This window comes from Dickeya undicola (genome assembly GCF_000784735.1).
In the GTDB taxonomy this organism is placed as follows: Bacteria; Pseudomonadota; Gammaproteobacteria; order Enterobacterales; family Enterobacteriaceae; genus Dickeya; species Dickeya undicola.
Genome location: NZ_JSYG01000021.1, coordinates 126,094 through 147,594, shown reverse-complemented (window position 1 = coordinate 147,594; position 21,501 = coordinate 126,094). Strand labels below are relative to the sequence as shown.

At 56.6% G+C, this 21,501-nt stretch carries 14 protein-coding genes; 9 read left to right on the top strand and 5 right to left on the bottom strand.

Annotation, left to right across the window (positions count from 1 at the left end; all coding sequences use genetic code 11):
- Positions 1-17: 17 nt before the first annotated feature.
- Complete coding sequence (gene putP / locus OB87_RS10970) at positions 18-1,517, bottom strand: sodium/proline symporter PutP (RefSeq protein WP_033569483.1); 1,500 nt, start codon at positions 1,515-1,517, stop codon at positions 18-20.
- A gap of 542 nt (positions 1,518-2,059) precedes the next feature.
- On the opposite strand from putP, the gene putA reads away from it, so the two are divergent.
- Entirely contained in the window at positions 2,060-6,037 is a 3,978-nt protein-coding gene (gene putA, locus OB87_RS10965; RefSeq protein ID WP_033569482.1) for a trifunctional transcriptional regulator/proline dehydrogenase/L-glutamate gamma-semialdehyde dehydrogenase, read from the top strand.
- A 379-nt stretch (positions 6,038-6,416) separates the two neighbouring features.
- On the opposite strand, the gene ppiC is transcribed toward putA, so the two are convergent.
- Positions 6,417-6,698, bottom strand: a complete 282-nt coding sequence (gene ppiC, locus OB87_RS10960) for a peptidylprolyl isomerase PpiC (protein WP_012767933.1) — start codon at positions 6,696-6,698, stop codon at positions 6,417-6,419.
- 187 nt (positions 6,699-6,885) lie between these two features.
- Between ppiC and rep the strand changes: the two genes are divergently transcribed.
- Entirely contained in the window at positions 6,886-8,910 is a 2,025-nt protein-coding gene (rep, locus tag OB87_RS10955) for a DNA helicase Rep (RefSeq protein ID WP_033569481.1), read from the top strand.
- A gap of 50 nt (positions 8,911-8,960) precedes the next feature.
- Here rep and OB87_RS10950 read toward each other — a convergent pair whose 3' ends face one another.
- From OB87_RS10950 to rhlB, 3 genes are all read right to left on the bottom strand, one after another.
- Positions 8,961-10,769, bottom strand: coding sequence for a glycosyl hydrolase family 28 protein (locus tag OB87_RS10950; protein ID WP_033569480.1), 1,809 nt, complete (start codon positions 10,767-10,769; stop codon positions 8,961-8,963).
- A gap of 177 nt (positions 10,770-10,946) precedes the next feature.
- Complete coding sequence (gene ppx / locus OB87_RS10945) at positions 10,947-12,443, bottom strand: exopolyphosphatase (RefSeq protein ID WP_033569479.1); 1,497 nt, start codon at positions 12,441-12,443, stop codon at positions 10,947-10,949.
- A gap of 9 nt (positions 12,444-12,452) precedes the next feature.
- Positions 12,453-13,739: an ATP-dependent RNA helicase RhlB gene (rhlB, locus tag OB87_RS10940; protein ID WP_033569478.1), complete on the bottom strand. Its 1,287-nt coding sequence runs from the start codon at positions 13,737-13,739 to the stop codon at positions 12,453-12,455.
- Between the two features lie 119 nt (positions 13,740-13,858).
- Here rhlB and trxA point away from each other — a divergent pair, with 119 nt between their 5' ends.
- From trxA to rffC, 7 genes are all read left to right on the top strand, one after another.
- Positions 13,859-14,185 carry a thioredoxin TrxA gene (gene trxA, locus OB87_RS10935; RefSeq protein ID WP_033569477.1) on the top strand — a complete coding sequence of 109 codons (327 nt, stop codon included), beginning with the start codon at positions 13,859-13,861 and terminating at the stop codon, positions 14,183-14,185.
- 419 nt (positions 14,186-14,604) lie between these two features.
- Complete coding sequence (gene rho, locus OB87_RS10930) at positions 14,605-15,864, top strand: transcription termination factor Rho (protein WP_012886501.1); 1,260 nt, start codon at positions 14,605-14,607, stop codon at positions 15,862-15,864.
- A gap of 225 nt (positions 15,865-16,089) precedes the next feature.
- Positions 16,090-17,163 (top strand): UDP-N-acetylglucosamine--undecaprenyl-phosphate N-acetylglucosaminephosphotransferase, encoded by a 1,074-nt coding sequence (gene wecA / locus OB87_RS10925; RefSeq protein ID WP_033569476.1) that lies wholly within the window; start codon positions 16,090-16,092, stop codon positions 17,161-17,163.
- A gap of 50 nt (positions 17,164-17,213) precedes the next feature.
- Complete coding sequence (gene wzzE, locus OB87_RS10920) at positions 17,214-18,242, top strand: ECA polysaccharide chain length modulation protein (RefSeq protein ID WP_033569475.1); 1,029 nt, start codon at positions 17,214-17,216, stop codon at positions 18,240-18,242.
- A gap of 94 nt (positions 18,243-18,336) precedes the next feature.
- Positions 18,337-19,467, top strand: a complete 1,131-nt coding sequence (wecB, locus tag OB87_RS10915; protein WP_033569474.1) for a non-hydrolyzing UDP-N-acetylglucosamine 2-epimerase — start codon at positions 18,337-18,339, stop codon at positions 19,465-19,467.
- Positions 19,464-20,729, top strand: coding sequence for a UDP-N-acetyl-D-mannosamine dehydrogenase (wecC, locus tag OB87_RS10910; protein WP_033569473.1), 1,266 nt, complete (start codon positions 19,464-19,466; stop codon positions 20,727-20,729). The genes wecB and wecC overlap by 4 nt, the downstream gene beginning before the upstream one ends.
- A 28-nt stretch (positions 20,730-20,757) precedes the next feature.
- On the top strand, positions 20,758-21,468 hold the full coding sequence (gene rffC / locus OB87_RS10905) for a dTDP-4-amino-4,6-dideoxy-D-galactose acyltransferase (RefSeq protein ID WP_033569472.1): 711 nt from the start codon (positions 20,758-20,760) through the stop codon (positions 21,466-21,468).
- The last annotated feature ends 33 nt before the right edge of the window (positions 21,469-21,501 follow it).

Below are 21,501 nucleotides of genomic sequence, written 5' to 3'. Positions count from 1 at the left end.
CCGCATTGTTGTCTGGGTCAGGCGTCCGCTGGCGTAGAGTGAAACTCTCGCTCAGCCTGATGGAAACGCTCAGTCACGGTGGCGGACGGCGCTCGGCCCAGCAGGCTGACGACCACAATCGCGATGCAAGACAGCAGGAAGCCGGGGATGATTTCATACAGATTTAGCCAGCCGTACTGTTTCCAGATGATGACTGTGGCGGCACCGACCAGCATACCGACCAGCGCACCATTGCGTGTCATGCGTGACCACAGCAGGGAAATCAGAATCACCGGGCCGAAGGCGGCACCGAACCCGGCCCAGGCATAACTGACCAACCCCAGCACCCGGTTTTCCGGATTTACCGCCAGTGCAATCGCCACTACGGATACCAGCAGCACCATCGCACGGCCGACCCACACCAGCTCTTTCTGACTGGCGTTTTTGCGCAGGAACGGTTTGTACAGGTCTTCGGTAATGGCGCTGGAGCAGACCAGCAACTGGCAGCTCAGCGTACTCATCACCGCTGCCAGAATAGCTGACAGCAACACACCTGCAACCCACGGATTGAACAGCAGGCGCGACAATTCGATGAATACCCGCTCGCCGTTCTGGCTGACGTTAACTGCCTGGGACGGATTGCTGGTGAAATAGGCGATGCCGAAGAAGCCGACGGTGACGGCACCGGCCAGACAGAGCACCATCCAGATCATGCTGATACGGCGGGCATTGCGGATCGTGTGGTGTGAGTCCGCCGCCATGAATCGCGCCAGAATATGCGGCTGACCGAAGTAGCCCAGCCCCCAACCCAGCAGTGACAGAATAGCGACAGTATCCAGCCCCTTGAACATATCCAGATTGGCTGGGTTTTTGCCTTCAATTATCGCCAGCGACGGTGTTACACCGCCTACCGACAGAATGACGATGATTGGCGTCAGGATCAGCGCGAAAATCATCAGGCTGGCCTGTACGGTGTCGGTCCAACTGACCGCCAGGTAGCCGCCGATAAAGGTGTAGGCGATGGTAGCTATCGCACCAGCCCACAGCGCCGTGTCATAGCTCATGCCGAAGGTGCTTTCGAACAAACGCGCGCCCGCCACGATGCCGGAAGCGCAATAAATGGTGAAGAACACCAGAATCACCAGTGCTGAAATTACCCGCAGCAATTTGCTCTTATCTTCAAAACGGTGGCTGAAATAGTCCGGTAGCGTCAGGGCGTTATGGTTCACTTCGGTGTGCACCCGCAGGCGTCCGGCCACCCAGGTCCAGTTCAGATAGGCACCGATAGTCAGGCCGATGGCGATCCAGCTTTCAGAAATGCCAGACAGAAACACCGCGCCTGGCAGCCCCATCAGCAGCCAGCCGCTCATGTCGGATGCGCCAGCGGACAACGCGGTGACCACGCTCCCCATGCGGCGTCCACCCAGAATATAGTCGCCAAAGTTATTGGTGGCGCGATAGGCCATCAGGCCGATCAACACCATCCCGAAGATGTACACCAGAAAGGTGACCAGCAAGGGTGTGCTCATCGTCGTCATTGTGTTCTCCATTGTGATGAGATCCTTCAATCCTGCGCCCGGCAATTCAGCGCGGTCGCGGATTCGATATCATTGCTACAGGTTGCACCTTTCCTCTGACGACCGTGCCAGCACAAAGGAAGCCTTTGCTGGCGTCGCCGGACTAACCGGCTATCCGATCAGAGAAACGGGCGGCAATATCGTGAAAAGCGTAATTTGTTAACAAGGTTGCACAAAGTTGCAACCTGCCTGATAGTGGTCCTGCTTTCCAACATAACTTTCTTATACCCGTCATACTTCAAGTTGCAGGTGCGTTGGCTTTCTTACTCGGCCCATAAATGGGCCTCGCCCTACGGGCCGCTGCAAGCAGCGTTCAAATCGGCGAGTGCCGATTTGTCGCTCACCCCAGTCACTTACTTGGGTAAGCTCCTGGGGATTCGCTGCGTCGCCGCGTTACAAGGCTCAATGAGCCTTGCCCTGAAGGGCCAACGCACTGCGTTGTTCAAAACGCGAGCGTTTTGTCCCGCAACTCGAATTATTTAGGGTACATAACAGGAGCGGATATGGGCACCACCACGATGGGCGTCAAGCTCGATGAGGCCACACGCGAGCGTCTCAAAGCTGCGGCGCAGCGTATTGATCGCACGCCACACTGGCTGATTAAACAGGCCATTTTCAGCTATCTTGAGCGCCTTGAAAGTGGTGCGGACACCCCTGAAATTCCTCATCTGGTCGGGCAGGACTCGATTGAGGCGGCAGAGATTATGCCGCAATCGCTGCAAGAAGAAACCCATCAACCGTTTTTAGACTTCGCTGAGCAGGTGTTGCCGCAGTCGGTACTGCGCTCTGCGATCACCGCCGCGTACCGGCGGCCGGAGACGGAAATGGTGCCGATGCTGTTGGAACAGGCGCGGATGCCGGAGGCCATGTCGCACGCTGCCAGCACGCTGGCGGCCGGGCTGGCGGAGACACTACGTGGGCAGAAAAACAGCAGTGGGCGTGCTGGTATGGTGCAAAGCCTGTTGCAGGAATTTTCGCTGTCGTCGCAGGAGGGAGTGGCGTTGATGTGTCTGGCGGAAGCACTGCTACGTATACCAGACAAACCCACACGGGATGCGTTAATTCGCGACAAAATCAGTAACGGCAACTGGCAATCGCACGTTGGGCGCAGCGCCTCGTTGTTCGTCAACGCCGCTGCCTGGGGGCTGCTGGTTACCGGTAAGCTGGTTGCCACTCACAACGAGTCCCATCTGTCCGGCGCGCTTAACCGTATCATCAGCAAAAGCGGCGAACCGCTGGTGCGCAAAGGCGTGGATATGGCGATGCGGCTGATGGGCGAGCAGTTCGTGACCGGGGAAACTATCGCCGAGGCATTGGCGAATGCCCGCAAGCTGGAAGAGCGTGGTTTCCGTTATTCCTACGATATGCTGGGCGAGGCGGCGCTGACCGCCAATGACGCCGAGGCGTATTTAACCTCCTACCAGCAGGCGATTCACGCCATCGGCAAAGCCGCCAGCGGGCGCGGGATTTATGAAGGGCCGGGTATCTCCATCAAACTGTCGGCGCTGCATCCGCGTTATAGCCGGGCACAGTACGAACGGGTGATGGACGAGCTTTATCCGCGCCTGCTATCGCTGACGCTGCTGGCGCGGCAATACGATATCGGCATCAACATCGATGCAGAAGAGGCCGACCGGCTGGAGCTGTCCCTCGATTTACTGGAGCGCCTGTGTTTCGAACCCCGGCTGGCGGGATGGAACGGCATCGGTTTTGTGATTCAGGCTTATCAGAAACGCTGTCCATTCGTGATTGACGCGATTATCGATCTGGCGCGCCGCAGCCAGCGGCGGTTGATGATTCGGCTGGTTAAAGGCGCTTACTGGGACAGCGAAATCAAGCGTGCACAGATGGACGGGCTGGAAGGTTATCCGGTATACACCCGCAAACTGTACACCGATGTTTCTTATCTGGCCTGCGCTCGCCGATTACTGGCGGTGCCGAACCTGATCTACCCTCAGTTCGCTACCCACAACGCGCATACCCTCAGCGCTATCTACCATCTGGCGGGCAACAACTACTATCCGGGCCAGTATGAGTTCCAGTGCCTGCACGGCATGGGCGAACCCCTGTATGAGCAGGTGGTGGGCAAGGTGTCGGACGGCAAGCTGAATCGCCCGTGCCGGATTTACGCGCCGGTCGGCACCCATGAAACGCTGCTGGCCTATCTGGTGCGCCGTTTGCTGGAAAACGGCGCCAATACCTCGTTTGTTAATCGCATTGCCGACCCGTCGGTGGCGCTGGAAACGCTGGTGGCTGACCCGGTAAGCGAAGCGGAAGCGCTGGCGGCGCGTGAAGGGCGCGTCGGGCAGCCGCATCCGCGTATCCCGTTGCCGCGCGCGTTGTATGGCAAGGCGCGGCGTAATGCCAGTGGGCTGGATTTGTCCAGCGAGCACCGGCTGGCGTCGCTGTCCAGCGCATTACTGACCAGCGCTGCCCGGTCATGGCAGGCGCAACCGATACTGGCTGTGGACACGGACATCAGCGGCGATAGCAGGCCGGTGATCAACCCAGCTGAACCGCGTGATGTGGTGGGGTATGTGCGTGAGGCGCATCCACAGGTGATTGCGCAGGCGTTAGAGCAAGCGGTCAGCACCGGCGATATTTGGTTCGCTACACCGGCTGCTGAGCGAGCGACGATTCTGTCACGTGCTGCCGACTTGCTGGAAAGCCAGCAACAACAGCTGCTGGGGTTGCTGGTGCGGGAAGCGGGCAAGACGTTGGCGAACGCGGTGGCAGAGGTGCGCGAAGCGGTGGATTTCCTGCGTTACTACGCCGCTCAGGTCAGCGAATCGTTCAACAATCATGACTATCGTCCGCTGGGCCCGGTGGTGTGCATCAGCCCGTGGAACTTCCCGCTGGCGATTTTTACCGGCCAGATAGCGGCGGCACTGGCGGCGGGCAACAGCGTGCTAGCCAAACCGGCGGAGCAGACTCCGTTGATTGCCGCGCAGGCGGTGCAGATTCTGCACGATGCCGGGGTGCCGGTCGGCGCGCTGCAATTGCTGCCGGGCGGTGGCGAAACCGTAGGCGCAGCGTTGGTCGCCGACGAACGGGTGCGGGGCGTGATGTTTACCGGGTCTACCGTCGTTGCCGCGCAGTTGCAGCGTACACTGGCCGGTCGGCTTGATCCGCAGGGGCGCACCACGCCGCTTATCGCCGAAACCGGCGGCATGAACGCAATGATTGTTGATTCTTCAGCGCTTACCGAACAGGTGGTGGCGGATGTGGTGACCTCGGCGTTCGATAGCGCCGGTCAGCGCTGCTCCGCCCTGCGGCTGCTGTGCGTGCAGGAAGAGGTGGCGGAGAAAACGCTGGCGATGTTGCGCGGTGCGATGGCGGAGTGCCGCATGGGCAACCCGGAGCGGCTTTCCACCGACATCGGGCCGCTGATTGACGCCGAGGCGAAACAGCGGATTGTGCGCCATATTCAGACTCTGCGCGCGAAGGGGCGGCCGGTGTTTCAGGCGGCGTGGCCAAACAGCCAGGACGAGCAGGAGTGGCCGCGTGGGCATTTCATACCGCCGACATTGATAGAGCTGGAGAGCGTGGAAGAGCTGCGGCAGGAGGTGTTCGGCCCGGTGCTGCACGTGGTGCGTTACTCCCGTAATCAGCTGGATGCGCTTATCGGGCAAATCAACGCCTCCGGTTATGGGCTCACGCTCGGCCTGCATACCCGTATTGACGAGACGATTAACCGGGTAACCGGCCAGGCGAAGGTCGGCAATCTGTACGTGAACCGTAACATGGTCGGAGCGGTGGTCGGCGTACAGCCGTTCGGCGGCGAAGGGCTGTCCGGCACTGGACCGAAAGCGGGCGGGCCGCTTTATCTGTGTCGGCTGCTGTCGCACCGCCCGGATGATGTGGTGATACAGGCACTGGCCCGCCAGGATAGTGAACACCCGGCTGATGTTGCTGCGCGCCAGTTGTTGCTAAAGGGACTACAGGCGTTGGAAGCCTGGGCGCGGCAGGCTCGGCGTGACGCGCTGGTTTCATGCTGCCAGCGTTATGCCGAGCTAACGCAGAGCGGCACTGTGCGGGTGTTGCCCGGCCCTACCGGCGAGCGTGATACCTATACGCTGCTGCCGCGCGAGCAGGTGCTGTGTGTGGCGGATAACGACGATGACGCGCTGGTGCAACTGGCGGCGGTGCTGGCGGCAGGCAGCCGGGCATTGTGGATCGATACGCCCGAACGGCGGCTGTTGCATCGTCAATTACCGGCTGAGGTTCAGGCGCGAGTGGCGTTCTGTCGTGATGGGGTGACGGACGACAGCCGGTTTGACGCCGCGATTTTCCACGGCGACGCCGATCAGTTGCGTCATCTGAGCGAACAACTGGCGCAGCGCGACGGTGCGATTGTCGGTATTCAAGGGCTGGCGCGAGGGGAAACCGGTATTACGCTGGAACGGCTGCTGATCGAGCGATCGCTGAGCATCAACACCGCCGCAGCTGGCGGCAACGCCAGCCTGATGACTATTGGATAATGCTTTAGGCTGGAAACAGCCTCATCGTTTTGTTCGCGGCGAATTTATGTCAGAACAGTGAAACATTTCGTGCGTAATAACGTTAGGTATTCCTTGCAACTTCATCGCACGCACGACAATGAGAGGCTCAACGCCGCCTCTCCTTGACCTCTGGCTGATGGCTAAACTGCGCCGCTACGCGGTCCCTTCGGCGTTCGACTTCGCTATTCGGGCCGCCCGTGACGTGCTCCCGGCACGGCACGGACTTTCGCCGCATCCGTGCGGCTCACCCGGCGAAGTCGTCCACCTCAGCGCAGTTTTGACGCCAGAAAGCGTTCAACTGTAATTAAGATGAAGGTGTTAACAGCCTCAAAAACGGCTCTCGCCGCCTCTAATCCTGTTAGTTACGGTATAGCACCTTGATAATGTGGTAGCCGAACTGGGTTTTGACCGGGCCGAAGGGTTTGAGCAGTTCGCAGGAAAACACCGCCTTATCAAAATCTGGCACCATGTCGCCTTTGCGGAATTCACCCAAATCGCCGCCGTTACGTTTTGACGGGCAGGTTGAATGTTTTTTTGCCAGCTGCTGAAAATCTGCTCCCTTTTCCAGTTGAGCCAGAATATCGGTGGCCTGTTGTTCAGTATCCACCAGAATGTGCAGTGCTGCCGCGGTATTTGCCATAGTACATACGCTCCTTGAGCAAAGGGAAAGCCGATGTTGCAAGGCACAGCCTAGCACCCCCTTGTGATGAAAGGAATGCGGGGCGCGTTCAGAATCGGGTCAACTGATCCTCGCCCCGGCCCGGACTTTTGCTACAATCCGCTTCTGTTATCATCCCTTTCCGTTTGAACGTCGAGCACCAAACACCATGCGCATGAATCCCAGCCAACAACACGCCGTTGAATTTGTGACCGGTCCCTGTCTGGTATTGGCCGGGGCGGGATCCGGCAAGACCAGGGTGATTACCCAGAAAATCGCGCACCTGATCCGCGGCTGCGGTTATCAGGCGCGCCATATCGCCGCAGTGACCTTTACCAACAAGGCCGCGCGGGAGATGAAGGAGCGTGTAGCGCAGACGCTGGGGCGTCAGGAAACCCGCGGTCTGCTGATCGCCACCTTTCATACGTTGGGGCTGGAGATCATCAAGCGCGAATACGCCGCGCTGGGTATGAAATCCAACTTTTCGTTGTTTGACGATCAGGATCAGATGGCGCTGCTGAAAGAACTGACCGAGCTATGGTTGCAGAATGACAAAGACTTGCTGCAACAACTGGTGTCCGCCCTGTCCAATTGGAAGAACGACCTGATTGACCCGGCACAGGCGGCGGTGCTGGCGCGTTCGGAACGGGACCGGTTGTTCGCGCATTGCTACCGCTTGTATGACGAGCATCTGCGCGCCTGCAACGTGCTGGACTTTGATGACCTGATCCTGTTGCCGACGTTGCTGCTCAAACGTAATGAAGAGGTGCGTGAGCGCTGGCAGAACCGCCTGCGCTATCTGCTGGTGGACGAATATCAGGACACCAACACCAGCCAGTACGAACTGGTGAAACTGCTGGTGGGCAGCCGGGCGCGTTTTACCGTGGTGGGCGATGACGACCAGTCGATTTACTCCTGGCGCGGCGCCCGCCCGCAGAACCTGTCGCTGTTGCAGCAGGATTTCCCGCAGTTGCAGGTTATCAAACTGGAGCAGAATTACCGCTCGTCCGGCCGCATTCTTAAAGCGGCCAACATCCTCATCGCCAACAACCCGCACGTGTTCGAAAAGCGGCTTTACTCCGAACTGGGTTATGGCGAAGAGCTGAAAATCATCACCGCCAATAACGAAGACCACGAAGCCGAGCGGGTGGTGGGGGAACTGATTGCCCATCACTTCATCCGGAAAACCCAGTACGGCGACTACGCTATTCTCTATCGCGGCAACCATCAGTCACGGTTGTTTGAAAAAGTGCTGATGCAAAACCGCATTCCTTATCGCATTTCCGGTGGTACGTCGTTTTTCTCCCGGCCGGAAATCAAGGATTTGCTGGCTTATTTGCGCGTGCTGACCAACCCCGAAGACGACAGCGCGTTTCTGCGCATCGTCAATACGCCGAAGCGTGAAATCGGTCCCGCAACACTACAGAAGCTGGGCGAATGGGCCAATCAGCGTAATCGCAGCTTGTTTAACGCCAGCTTCGACATGGGGTTGAGCCAGACCCTGAGCGGGCGCGGGCTGGAGTCATTGCAGCGTTTCACCCAATGGATAGGCGAGATAGCTCGACTGGCGGAGCAGGAGCCGGTGAAGGCGGTGCGCGATCTGATCCACGGGCTGGATTACGAAAGCTGGTTGTACGAAACCTCGCCGAGCCCCAAAGCGGCGGAAATGCGCATGAAAAACGTCAATACGCTGTTTACCTGGATGACGGAAATGCTGGAAGGCAGCGACCTTGACGAACCGATGACGCTGACTCAGGTGGTGACCCGGTTTACCCTGCGCGACATGATGGAACGCAACGAAGCCGAGGAAGAGTTGGATCAGGTGCAATTGATGACGTTGCACGCCTCCAAGGGGCTGGAGTTCCCGTATGTGTATCTGGTGGGGATGGAAGAGGGGCTGCTGCCGCATCAGACCAGTATCGACGAGGATAATGTCGATGAGGAGCGGCGTCTGGCTTACGTGGGCATTACCCGCGCGCAGAAAGAGCTGACGTTCACCCTGTGCCGCGAGCGGCGGCAGTACGGTGAGTTGATTCGCCCGGAGCCGAGCCGGTTTCTGCTGGAGTTACCGCAGGACGATGTGATGTGGGAAACCGAACGCAAAGTCGCCAGTCCGCAGGAGCGGATGCAGAAAGGGCAGAGTCATCTGGCTAACCTGCGCGCCCAGTTGGCGAAAGCCAGAGACAAAGAGTGAGGAAAGAAAATACGCCGGGCGCAGCGGCCCGGCGTAGAGTTTACGACCGGTTAGGGCGTAACGGTTTTGCCATCCACGGTGACATTTTTCACCGTACCGAATTTCCACGGTGAGGAGCCGCTGCGCAGATTACTGAACGTCATGTTGTTGAACTGACTGTCACTCAGGTCGCTTATCGAGGTAGGCATCACGCCGCTGAGTTTGAGATTGTTGAACGAAAACTGGCTATGCCAGATGTCTTTGCTGCTGTCACCGGTGATTTCAATCGACGGGCTCTTGCCGGTGCTGTCCTGCACGGTGACGTTTTTGACGGTAAAGTCATAGAAACGGGCAGGCACTTTGGCTGGGGTATAGTCGATGGTGCCGTTGCTATCCGAGTAGCTTAAGGTCACGATCACTGCCTGTTTAGCCAGATTTTTTATCGCGCTGTTGCGGAACACGATGCCGTGCGCACCACCACCGATGGCAGGGGCGCTCTTGGCGCGCAAGCCAACATCGTTCTGACTTATCACGTTGTTTTCCGCCAATACGTCGACGATACCTGCACCGGTATGGCTACCCAGCACCACTGCGCCGTGACCGTGGCGGAAATAGTTATTGAACAGCCAGGCGTTTTGCGACGGTTCCTGATTCTGCGCCGATTGCCCCATACCGGCGGCAAAATTGATGCTGTCGTCCCCGGTATCAAACACGCTGTTAAACACCATGATGTTTTGGCTGTTGCCAAACTCCACCCCGTCGCCGTTGTTGGCGTCGAAGGTTTGATGAATCACACCGTTCTCAACCACATTCTGGTTTTCCAGAAACATGATGCCGTGGTTAGCCGGATTACGGATGGTGACGTCGGCGACATAAACGTTTTGAACGCCACGTAGGGTGATCAGGCTGGAGCGACGCTGGCTGTAGGCGGTTTTGGTGTCCATGCCGTTGGCGACGGCGGCCGCTACCTGGTTTTTCGCCAGAATACCGTCTTTGCTGACTTTGCTATTGTCGCTCTTCACGTACTGCGGCAGGCTGTTACCCAGTTCATCTTTGGCATCAGCGCTACGTTTCCAGCCGTTACCGTCGATGATGCCCTTGCCGACGATACGGATGTTCTTAAACGTCCCAACGGCGGAGCTGGTTTTATCAATGGCGTTGATCAACGACGCCGGGCGCATCTGAGACGAATAGCTGTAAATCTTGTAGGCGTCGGGGTAATCCGCCGCGTTGTCTGACCCCAGCAGCGTGGCACCCTGTAACAGGTTCAGCGTCATGTCGCTTTTCAGCCACAGTGCGCCAGTCTTGAATACCCCTGCCGGGACGTCAATGCGGCAGCCGACCTGGCAGGCGTCAATGGCTTTCTGAATGGCATTGGTATTAAGTGTGGAGCCATCACCTTTGGCACCATACTGAGTGATGTTGATCACCTGTGGTGTCGCTGTCGTGGTGACGGTAACGGCGTTGCTATCGGCTGACGTCGTGCCATCGGCATAGACCGCCCGAACGGTAAACTGGTAGTCAGTCTTGGCTTTCAGACCATCGATTTTAGCGTTTTGCACCACAATTCGGTGGTGGAAATTGCTGGTGTCACTTTTATAAAACGCGGTGATGTATGGTTTGGCCGGTGAGTTCTTATCATTATTCTGGCTGGCGAGCCCGACAAGTTGACCGTTTTGATAAATCTGGTAATCGGTGATGTTGGACGTGTCTTCTGGCGCGTCCCAGACCAGCGCTACGCTATGATCGTCATAAGACAGTGTAGGAATCTGGAGTTTTTGCGGTGCCTGAGCCGTTGCCGCCAGTGCAGACGTACTGAGTAGACATGTTGCTACCATCGACGCCAGAACAGAACGACGTGAAAATGTGATGACCTTCATCCTTGTTCCTTAGTTCTCTTTTAGATTGATGAGTGTTTTATCCGGACGAAATACGTTTCCTTTCGAAACGACGTTTTATAAAAATACATGTCGTATTTCTTTTTTCCCCGGAAGCGATCACAGATTAATCAGGAGATAGGAAGAAAAGGGGTAACCAATTGTTACCCCTTTTTGCCGTCAGATGGCGTGTTCTTCGATGATGAGCGGCCAGTGAACATAGCTCTGCCACAGGCTTTCCTGTGACAGCGTTTCGGCTCTCAGTGGGTGTTGATCGAGCCAGCCAGCGGGCAGAATGACACGCAGACTTTCCCCTTCGACCCTTAGCCTGACAGCCGGTAGCGTGTCGTCGCGACGGCGGCTGGCAAAGATAATCGCCAAACGCAGCAGGCGGCAAAGCCGCTGCGCCAGATTAACCGGCAGGGCGTTTTGTTGGGTGAGCGGGATAGGATCGATAGTGTTGCTTTGGTTCTGCATCAGCGTCGCCAGCAACTTCTTCTGGGCCGGTGTGAAACCGGGTAAATCGCTGTTGCGGACCAGATAGGCCGCATGTAACGGAGCCTGACGAAAATCAACGCTCAGGCCGATTTCATGGATCAGGCAGGCACTGCCCAGTAACTCGCGACATCGGCTATCCAACTGCCAGTCTCGCGCTACCTGTTGCAGAAAGTTGTCTGCCAGCAGCCTGACTCGCTGGGCCTGTTCGCTATCCAGCAGGTAGCGGCGTTGCAGGTTGTGCAGCGTGCGATGACGAATGTCCTGCTCAATCGGTAAATGCAGCATACCGTAGACCAGCCCTTCCCGCAGCGCACCGCCCGCCAGCGTCATGGAGTCGATCTCCAACTCCTGAAAGACAGCCAGTAGAATCGACAGGCCACTGGGAAACACCAGTGCCCTTTCCAGCGTCAGCCCTTCAATTTCCAGCTCTTCCAGCTTGCTGCATTGAATCGCGCGTTGTTTCAACTGGCGCAGTTTACTGAGGGTGATGTATTCATCCATCCCCTGCGCCACCATGATTTCCTGCAGCGCCTGCACTGTGCCGGATGCACCGACGCAAACCTGCCAGCCCTGTTGACGCAGGATGTCTTTCACCGGGCGCAACATGTCGCGGGCGGCCTGTTCGGCTCGATCAAAATGCGCCTGCGTCAGGTCACGATCGGTAAAATAACGCTCCAGCCAGGTAACGCACCCCATGGGTAGGCTGAACAGTTGGGTGTGATGGGCCCCGGTGCCGGTCGCCAGCTCAGTGCTGCCGCCACCGATATCCACGACCAGACGTTGCTCCGGCCCGCCGGTGGTATGGGCAACACCTTGATAGATAAGCCGTGCTTCTTCTTCACCGCTGATGATCTGAATAGGCAGACCCAGCACCTGACGGGCTCGTTCAAGGAATTCGTCAGCGTTGGTGGCCAGCCTTAAGGTCGCCGTTGCAACAACACGTACTTGCTGCGGTGGAATATCCTGCAACCGTTCAGAAAATAGCGCCAGACATTGCCAGCCGCGTTGCATCGCTTCCGGTGAAAGGCGATTGCTGGCATCCAGCCCGGCTGCCAGCCTGACTTTACGCTTAATACGTGCCAGCGTCTGTACGCTGCCAGCCACTTCACGTACTACCAGCATATGAAAGCTGTTAGACCCTAAATCGATCGCGGCATAAAGCGAAGAGGCGCTTGGCATATCGTCAACTCAACCTGGTCGTTTACGGTTGTTACGAGGTGCGCCGCTGCGACGAGGTGCTCCAGGGCGACGTGGGCCACCAGAGGAACGCGGGCGACTCAGACGCTTCGGCACTGGCAGATCGGTCAGCAGCGCCTCACTGCGATATTTGCTCACCGGGATACGATGACCGATATAGTCTTCGATGGCGGGTAAATTCAGCGCATACTCTTCACAAGCCAGACTGATTGAACAGCCGCTGGCACCTGCGCGACCAGTACGGCCGATACGGTGTACGTAATCTTCGCAATCGTCGGGCAGGTCGTAGTTGAATACGTGGGTGACGGACGGAATATGCAGACCCCGCGCCGCCACATCGGTCGCCACCAGGATATCCAGGTTACCCTGGGTAAAATCTTCCAGAATGCGTAGCCGTTTTTTCTGCGCCACATCGCCGGTCAGCAGGCCGACACGATGACCATCCGCAGCCAGGTGGCCCCAGATATCTTCACAGCGGTGCTTGGTATTGGCGAAAATAATGCTGCGATCCGGCCACTCTTCCTCGATAAGCGTTTGCAGCAGACGCATCTTTTCTTCATTGGAAGGGTAGAACAGCTCTTCCTTGATGCGATGCCCGGTTTTCTGCTCCGGCTCGACTTCAACGTACTCGGCGTTGTTCATCTGTTCGAACGCCAGTTCACGTACACGGTAAGACAAGGTAGCGGAGAACAGCATGTTCAGGCGCTGATTGGCCGGTGGCATACGACGGAACAGCCAGCGAATGTCTTTGATAAAGCCGAGGTCATACATGCGGTCAGCTTCATCCAGCACCACTACCTGAATGGCACCCATATTGACGTGGTTCTGCTTGGTGTAATCGATTAAACGGCCGGTAGTGCCGATCAGAATATCGACACCGTTTTCCAGCACTTTTAATTGCTTGTCGTAGCCATCACCACCGTATGCCAGCCCCAGTCGCAGACCGGTTGCTTTCGCCAGCGCTTCGGCATCGGTATGAATCTGCACCGCCAGTTCGCGGGTCGGAGCCATGATCAAGGCGCGCGGTTGGTTAGTCTGACGTTCGGCGGGTGCGGGGTGGGTCAGCAAATAATGAAATGTAGACGCCAGAAACGCCAGCGTCTTGCCTGTTCCTGTTTGCGCCTGGCCCGCCACGTCACGCCCTGACAGCGTCAGCGGCAACGCCAGCGCCTGAATGGGCGTGCAGTTATGAAAGCCTTTATTTTCAAGAGCTTCAATAACCTGCGGGTGCAGTGCGAAGTCGGAAAACTTCTGTTCGGTTAAGTGTGTTTTGCTCATAGCGTGGTAGAATATCAGTTAACTATTGCTTTACGAAAGCGTATCCAGTGAAATAAAGTCAACCTAATAGTTGGTTAATGCTACACCAACTGGGTAGAGATAATCCTGCGGAGTAAAACATGAGCGATAAAATTATTCATCTGACAGACGACAGCTTCGAGACGGACGTATTGCAGTCTGAACATGTAACACTGGTTGATTTCTGGGCTGACTGGTGTGGTCCCTGTAAAATGATTGCTCCGATTCTGGATGAGATCGCCAATGAGTTCGAAGGCAAACTGCAAGTTGCCAAGCTTAACATTGATGAAAACCCGGCTACTGCGCCGAAGTACGGTATCCGTGGTATCCCGACTCTGCTGCTGTTCAAGAATGGCGAAGTTGCTGCCACCAAAGTGGGTGCACTGTCCAAAGGTCAGCTGAAAGAGTTCCTGAGCGCCAATCTGTAATCTGTCACACACTCTAATTCCCGGGCGACAGCGGTGATGAGATTTTCTCATTCTGACCGCTGGACGCCCACCAGGAAGCGTGCTAGATTCATCAATACTGCATATCGTACTTACCTTATAGTTTGAGCCCTTAGGCTTGAGCCTGAAGTTAGAATCTAAAGCTTTATCCCGTGTCAGAGTCGGAAATCATTACGCTATAGCACGTTAGTATGTCTCCGGGTCGGCAATCTGATAGTTTTACATTAATTAGTTTTAAGGTGTCTTCGATCTCTTGCCGTGTGTATGCGTAGAGTCAGCGCGATTGAGCCTGAGCAACACGGATGTCTGGTGATTGAAGGCTGTTAAGCGGCATGGATGTTCCTGCCATACCATTCACGTTAATAGTTCGAGATTTACCCCGAGTTTAAGAACCCACCATTATGAATCTTACCGAATTAAAAAATACGCCAGTATCTGAGTTAATTACTCTTGGCGAAAATATGGGGCTGGAGAATCTGGCTCGCATGCGTAAACAGGATATTATTTTCGCTATCCTCAAGCAGCACGCGAAAAGTGGTGAAGACATCTTTGGCGATGGTGTGCTGGAAATATTGCAGGATGGTTTTGGTTTCCTCCGCTCCGCAGACAGCTCCTACCTCGCCGGCCCTGATGATATCTACGTTTCTCCCAGCCAAATCCGACGCTTCAACCTCCGCACTGGCGACACCATTTCCGGTAAGATTCGTCCTCCGAAAGAAGGTGAACGCTATTTCGCGCTGTTGAAGGTCAACGAAGTCAACTACGACAAGCCGGAAAACGCGCGCAGCAAAATCCTGTTTGAAAACCTGACGCCGCTGCACGCCAATTCGCGTCTGCGTATGGAGCGCGGCAACGGTTCCACCGAAGACCTGACGGCTCGCGTACTGGATCTGGCCTCGCCGATCGGCCGTGGTCAGCGTGGCTTGATCGTCGCTCCGCCGAAAGCCGGTAAGACCATGCTGTTGCAGAACATTGCTCAGAGCATCGCTTACAACCACCCCGACTGCGTGCTGATGGTGCTGCTGATTGACGAACGTCCGGAAGAAGTGACGGAAATGCAGCGTCTGGTGAAAGGGGAAGTGGTGGCATCGACCTTCGACGAACCGGCGTCCCGTCACGTTCAGGTCGCCGAAATGGTGATCGAGAAAGCCAAGCGCCTGGTTGAGCACAAGAAAGACGTGATTATCCTGCTGGATTCCATCACTCGTCTGGCGCGTGCATACAACACCGTGGTGCCTGCTTCCGGCAAAGTGTTGACCGGTGGTGTTGACGCCAACGCGTTGCATCGTCCGAAGCGCTTCTTCGGTGCAGCCCGTAACGTTGAGGAAGGCGGTAGCCTGACTATCATCGCTACGGCCTTGATCGACACCGGTTCGAAGATGGACGAAGTGATTTACGAAGAGTTCAAGGGCACCGGTAACATGGAACTGCACCTGTCTCGTAAAATCGCGGAAAAACGTGTGTTCCCGGCCATCGACTACAACCGCTCCGGTACTCGTAAGGAAGAGCTGTTGACCACCTCTGAGGAACTGCAGAAGATGTGGATCCTGCGCAAGATTATCCACCCGATGGGCGAAATCGATGCAATGGAGTTCCTGATCAACAAGCTGGCGATGACTAAAACCAACGACGAATTCTTCGATATGATGAAACGGTCGTAACCGGTAGTTTCTCTGGTTAAAACGCCACGATATCGTGGCGTTTTTTGTTTCTGCATGTGGTATTACATCCTGAGCTTTTGGCTTTCGGCGGTGTCAGGCACCAGGAGAACATCACGCTTTGTTACCTGAGCGAGCAGGAACTTTCTGAAAAAGTTGGTAAATTAACACCTGCTGGCGTGATTCCCGGTAGTATTCTCAGGCACTGTTAAGCGTGAATAAATCATGATGAGTGCTCAATTAATCGCCGTATTTTTGTGCTCTTTCTTCTCCCTGTTGCTGGCGCGCAATGTGGCGAGAAAAACCGGTCTGGTTGACCGGCCAAACTATCGCAAACATCATCATGGCGTGGTGCCGCTGGTTGGCGGTATTTCTGTTTATATTGGCGTCTGCCTGTTGCCTGTGCTCATTTCCGAACCGATTCCCCATTTCCCCGTCTACCTGATGTGCTCGGGTATGCTGGTGCTGATTGGCGTGCTGGATGATCGCTTTGATATCAGCATTGGCGTGCGGGCGGCGATCCAGGCGGTCGTGGCTATTCTGATGATGACACTGGCTGGCCTGATGCTACAGCGTTTGGGCTTTATCTTCGGGCCGCTCTGGGATATCGGACTCGGGCCGGTGCGCTATCTGATGACGTTGTTTGTGGTGTGGGCGGCCATCAATGCCTTTAACATGGTGGATGGCATTGATGGCTTGCTGGGCGGGTTGTCCTGCGTGCTGTTCGCCGGATTAGGCGTCTTGCTCTATCACCACGGTAGTTTGGCGCTGGCATTGTGGAGTTTCGCTATGATCGCCGCCATTCTGCCGTACATTCTGTTGAATCTTGAACTCATGGGGCGACGTTATAAAGTCTTCATGGGTGATGCAGGCAGCACCATGATCGGTTTTACGGCTATCTGGTTACTGTTGCAGAGTTCTCAGGGGCCGGATAATGCCATCCGGCCGGTGACGGCGCTGTGGGTTATCGCTATTCCATTGATGGATATGGCGGCGATCGTCTATCGTCGGCTGCATAAAGGCACCGGCCTGTTCTCACCGGATCGCCAGCATATCCATCATTTGATCATGCGAGCGGGGTTTACTTCGCGGCAGGCCTGCTTGTTGATTACTTTGGCCGCTGCGTTGCTGGCAGCGATAGGGATAGCCGGTGAGTTTTTAGCGGTGCCGGAGTACGTGATGCTGATGCTGTTTTTGCTGGTATTCGGTGGCTATGGCTACTGCATTAAACGAGCGTGGCGGGTGGCGCGGGTTGTTCGGCGAATTCAGCGCTACTGGCGTAGTCATCGTTATTGTGAATGACTCGAATGTCGGGTAAATCGACTGATGAACAAACCAAATCTGGGAGCGCAATGAAACAGGAAACCTCCGCTCAACCGTTGTCACCGGACAATGCGCTGGATATCCAACAGCTCTGCCGGGCACTGTGGCAAGGCAAGATCTGGATTGTTGGTTCAGCGGCGCTGTTTGCTCTGGTGGCGCTGATGTATTCCTGGCTGGTGCAGCCGGTATGGCGCAGCACCGCGGTGACCGATAAACCCGCATCTGCCCTGTTGTCGACGTTCTTCGACCAGCAACAATGGTTGCGCTCGCTGGATGCGCCAGCGGTGGTGGACGGTAACGCCATTGTGGCGGATGCTTACGCTGAATTCACGATGCAGGCCGCCGCCTACGATACCCGGCGTGAATTCTGGTTACAGTCTCCGTATTACCGTGAGCGTCAGAAAGGCGACGACAAGGCCGATGCGGTTCTGCTGGACACGTTGATCAACGATATTCAGTTTATGCCGCGTGATGACGCCAAAAAAACCAGTGATACTCTCAAATTGGGCGCGGATAACGCGCGAGACGCCAGCAATCTGTTGCGGCAATATGTGCAGTTCGCCAACCAGCGGGCCGTTAATCATCTGAATCAGAGTCTGGCCGGAAGCTGGGCGGCGCGCATTCGGTTTGAGCGTGCCTGGCTGCAACGCGAGGAGACGGTAGCGCAAGCCACCTATGACCGAACGGTACAACGTTTGACGCAGGCGCTTGTGATTGCGCGCCAGCAAGGGATTGTACAGCCGAAAAATGAGGCGTCGCTGTCGTTGCCCGATTCGGAATGGTTTTTACAGGGCACCTCGCAGTTACAGGCGCGTCTGGACATGCTGAAGGCCAGCGGGCCGGCATTTGATGCCGATGATGAGTCGCGGCGAGCAACGCTGGCGATGCTGGAGAGCGGACCAGCGCTGACGACTCAATATCAGACTTACCGCTATCTGCATACGCCGGAAGAGCCGGTTCAGCGCGATAGCCCACGCCGCGGTTTTTTGCTGCTGATGTGGGGTAGCATCGGCCTGTTGGTCGGTGCCGGGGTAGCGCTGGCGAGGCGTTCCCGTTAAGTGATGGATGATGATGTGTATTGTATGGTTATAAAAATTTTTGCCGTGAGCGCAAACCGGAATTAAGCGAATCATCAGTGAAAGAGAGTCATCAGTGAAAGTCTTGACGGTTTTTGGCACTCGCCCTGAAGCGATAAAAATGGCACCGGTGATACGGGCGATGGCTCAGGATGCTTTCTTTGAATCCAAAGTCTGTGTCACGGCACAGCATCGTGACATGCTCGATCAGGTGCTGCGTCTGTTTGAGATTGTGCCGGACTACGATCTCAATGTGATGCAGCCGGATCAGGGATTGGTCGAGATTTCCGCCCGTATCCTCTCTGGTTTAGGGCCGGTGCTGAGTCAATGTCGGCCCGACTTGATGTTGGTGCACGGTGATACCACCACAACCCTGATGACCAGCCTGGCAGCGTTCTACCATCGCATTCCGGTCGCGCACATCGAAGCCGGTCTGCGCACGGGCAATCTGTCATCGCCCTGGCCGGAGGAAGCAAACCGCCTGCTGACCGGGCGTCTGGCGACCTATCATTTTGCGCCAACGGCTAAGGCGCGGCAAAATCTACGGCGGGAGCAGGTTCCAGCATCCCGTATTTGGGTGACGGGTAACTCGGTGATTGACGCATTATTCTGGGTTCGAGATCTGATCGCCCGTGATGCGGAATTGCATCATCAGTTGCAGGAAAAATACGCCTTTTTAGATCAGGAGCGAAAAATGGTCCTGGTCACCAGTCATCGGCGAGAAAGCTTTGGCGACGGAATGGAACGAATCTGTCACGCGCTGGCCGCGCTCGCCCGCCATCACCCTGATATTCAGATTGTGTATCCGGTGCACCGTAATCCCAACGTACTGGAGCCGGTTCAGCGTATTCTCAGCGGCATTGGTAACGTGTTTTTGATAACACCGCAGGACTATTTGCCCTTCGTCTACCTGATGAACCGCGCCTGGCTGATCCTGACAGACTCAGGGGGAATTCAGGAAGAAGCGCCTTCGCTTGGAAAGCCCGTTTTGGTGATGCGAGAGACGACCGAAAGGCCGGAAGCGTTGGCCGCAGGCACCGTGCGGCTGGTGGGAACCGACACCGCGACGATTATCCGCGAAGTCTCCCAACTGCTGGCGGATGATGCTGCTTATCAGATGATGAGCTACGCGCACAACCCTTATGGCGACGGGTTAGCCAGCCAGCGCATTCTCTCCGTTTTGAAACAACACCGGGTAACAGTATGAATTTCGAACGTATCTGTGTGCTCGGCCTGGGGTATATCGGTCTGCCGACCGCTACGCTTTTGGCCTCGCGGCAACAGTCTGTTTTTGGTGTGGATGTGAACCCGCACGTGGTGGAGAGCATCAACCGGGGCCATACTCATATTGCGGAGCCGGGGCTGGCGCAGGCTGTGCAGACGGCCGTGGCGCAAGGGTATTTACAGGCTGGTAGCCATCCGGTGTCGGCGGAGGCTTTTCTCATCGCGGTGCCGACCCCGCTGAAAGCGAACCATCAGCCTGACGTTTCGCTGGTGGAAGCTGCCGCCCTGTCGTTGGCACCGGTGCTCAAACCGGGAGATCTGGTCATTCTGGAGTCGACCTCGCCGGTCGGCACCACGGAGCAGATGGCGGACTGGCTGGCGCAGGCGCGGCCGGATCTGAGCTTCCCCCAGCAGGCTGGCGAGGCATCGGATATCCGCATTGCCTATTGTCCGGAGCGAGTGTTACCCGGACGTATCATGGAAGAACTGCTCAGCCAGGAGCGGGTGATCGGTGGGATGACGCCACGTTGTGCCGCGCGGGCGCGCGAACTGTATCGCCTCTTTCTGCTAGATGGCGAGTGTGCGATGACGGACTCGCGCACCGCTGAAATGTGCAAATTGACGGAAAACAGTTTTAGGGACGTGAATATCGCGTTTGCTAATGAGCTATCGCTGATTTGCGCCGAACAGCAAATCGATGTGTGGGCGCTGATTCGTCTGGCTAATCGCCATCCACGCGTCAATATTTTGCAGCCGGGGCCGGGCGTGGGCGGTCACTGCATCGCGGTCGACCCCTGGTTTATCGTATCGCAGCACCCGCAGCAGGCGCGTCTGATTCGCACCGCCCGCGAGGTGAATAACGCCAAACCCCATTGGGTGGTGGAGCAGGTGAAAATCAGGGTGGCGGATGCGTTGGCGCAGGAAAATAAACGCGCCTGCGATTTGCGCATCGCCTGCCTGGGGCTGACGTTCAAGCCCGATGTGGAAGACCTTCGCGAGAGTCCGGCGTTGGCGATTGCCGGGCAGGTAGCCGAATGGCATGTCGGAACGACCTGGGTGGTCGAACCGCATATTCAGCAGCTACCGGCCATTTTACAGGGAAAGGTTGAACAGGTAGATATCGCGCAGGCGTTGAGTGCGGCGGATATTCTGGTGCTACTGGTGGATCATAGGCAGTTCAGAGCTATCGCGCCGGAACAGGTGACGCAGCGTTGGGTGGTAGACACGAAAGGCGTCTGGCGCTGAACATGAGCGTGTTTAACCGGAGTGACCTATGGTGGTATATGCCGAAATTGAGCCTTTGGTCTGGGAAAGTGAGTTTTTCCAACGTAGTAGTGGTCGGTTGAATTTTTCAACCGATGCGTCCTTGCTGACGACAGAAATACTGGATTGCTATGAACTGTGCCAGGCGAAGCTGACCGCCAGCGATCTGGCGACGGCGGATGCGTTGTCGACGTTAGGGTTTCGGCTGGCGGAAGGCGAGGTGGATTTCAGTATGCCGGTTGTCCCTGCTGCCCGCGCCATGTTCGCCGTTGGGGTGCGAGAGGCTGAGCCGGGGGACATTCCCGTGTTATGTGCTGCGGCGACGAAAAGCTTTGTGCTGAGCCGATTTCGGTCGCCGTGGTATGGGCCGGGCGATTGCGGTCGTTTCTATGCGCGGTGGGTGGAGAAAGCGGTGCATGGCACCTTTGACGATGCCTGCCTGGTGATTGAGGTGCCCGGCGAACGCAGAGGGCTGCAAGGGTTTGTGACGTTACGCCAGACATCCTCCAACGCTGCGCGTATCGGCGTGTTGTCCGCCTGGCCGGGCATGACCGGCCAGGGGATTGGTCAGCGGCTGATGCAGGTGGCGCGGGTTTGGTGCCAGCAGCGTGGCATTCGCCGACTGACGGTGGCGACCCAGACCAGCAATCTGGCGGCATTACGGCTCTACCTGCGCAGCGGTGCTCGGGTGGAAAGTACGGCTTACTGGTTTTATCGATGATGGTTCTACCCATGGTATTTCTGCAGGTGACGA

Excerpts from the sequence above, each read along its gene's own strand:
- putP (WP_033569483.1), bottom strand. The coding sequence starts at position 1,517 with ATGACGACGATGAGCACACCCTTGCTGGTCACCTTTCTGGTGTACATC.
- putA (WP_033569482.1), top strand. The coding sequence starts at position 2,060 with ATGGGCACCACCACGATGGGCGTCAAGCTCGATGAGGCCACACGCGAG.
- ppiC (WP_012767933.1), bottom strand. The coding sequence starts at position 6,698 with ATGGCAAATACCGCGGCAGCACTGCACATTCTGGTGGATACTGAACAA.
- rep (WP_033569481.1), top strand. The coding sequence starts at position 6,886 with ATGCGCATGAATCCCAGCCAACAACACGCCGTTGAATTTGTGACCGGT.
- OB87_RS10950 (WP_033569480.1), bottom strand. The coding sequence starts at position 10,769 with ATGAAGGTCATCACATTTTCACGTCGTTCTGTTCTGGCGTCGATGGTA.
- ppx (WP_033569479.1), bottom strand. The coding sequence starts at position 12,443 with ATGCCAAGCGCCTCTTCGCTTTATGCCGCGATCGATTTAGGGTCTAAC.
- rhlB (WP_033569478.1), bottom strand. The coding sequence starts at position 13,739 with ATGAGCAAAACACACTTAACCGAACAGAAGTTTTCCGACTTCGCACTG.
- trxA (WP_033569477.1), top strand. The coding sequence starts at position 13,859 with ATGAGCGATAAAATTATTCATCTGACAGACGACAGCTTCGAGACGGAC.
- rho (WP_012886501.1), top strand. The coding sequence starts at position 14,605 with ATGAATCTTACCGAATTAAAAAATACGCCAGTATCTGAGTTAATTACT.
- wecA (WP_033569476.1), top strand. The coding sequence starts at position 16,090 with ATGAGTGCTCAATTAATCGCCGTATTTTTGTGCTCTTTCTTCTCCCTG.
- wzzE (WP_033569475.1), top strand. The coding sequence starts at position 17,214 with ATGAAACAGGAAACCTCCGCTCAACCGTTGTCACCGGACAATGCGCTG.
- wecC (WP_033569473.1), top strand. The coding sequence starts at position 19,464 with ATGAATTTCGAACGTATCTGTGTGCTCGGCCTGGGGTATATCGGTCTG.
- rffC (WP_033569472.1), top strand. The coding sequence starts at position 20,758 with ATGGTGGTATATGCCGAAATTGAGCCTTTGGTCTGGGAAAGTGAGTTT.